Genomic DNA, 397 nt, shown 5'->3' with positions numbered 1-397 from the left:
GCTGGACGGCGGCGCGGGCAACGATGTGCTTTACGGCGGGGCGGACGCGGACGGCCTGTATGGCGGGGCGGGCAACGATCTGCTTCACGCGGGCGATGGTGCCGACCGCCTTTTTGGCGGCGACGGCAACGACACGCTGTTGGCCGGGGCAGGCGCCCAATGGCTGGAGGGTGGGGCGGGCATCGACCTGGCCAGCTATGCCGGCGCGAATTCGGGTGCAGAGATCGACCTTGGCGATCCGAGGCGCAATGCGGGGGCGGCGGCGGGCCATGTGCTGGTCGGGATCGAGGCGGTGACCGGGACACGGTTCGCCGACCGGATCGCCGGGGACGCGGGGGCGAACACGCTGCGCGGCGAGGGCGGCTCGGACCATCTGATCGGGGGTGGCGGGAACGAC

The 397-nt window shown here is 72.5% G+C and carries 1 pseudogene; it reads left to right on the top strand.

Annotated features, from left to right (window positions below):
- A pseudogene (locus tag EZM81_RS18110) lies at positions 1–397 on the top strand (calcium-binding protein); the annotation flags it as partial.

Origin of the sequence: Tabrizicola sp. YIM 78059 (genome assembly GCF_004959785.1) — a bacterium.
Lineage (GTDB): Bacteria > Pseudomonadota > Alphaproteobacteria > Rhodobacterales > Rhodobacteraceae > Tabrizicola > Tabrizicola caldifontis.
Note: the sequence above shows the minus strand (reverse complement) of the source record. Positions and strands in the feature narration are given on the sequence as shown.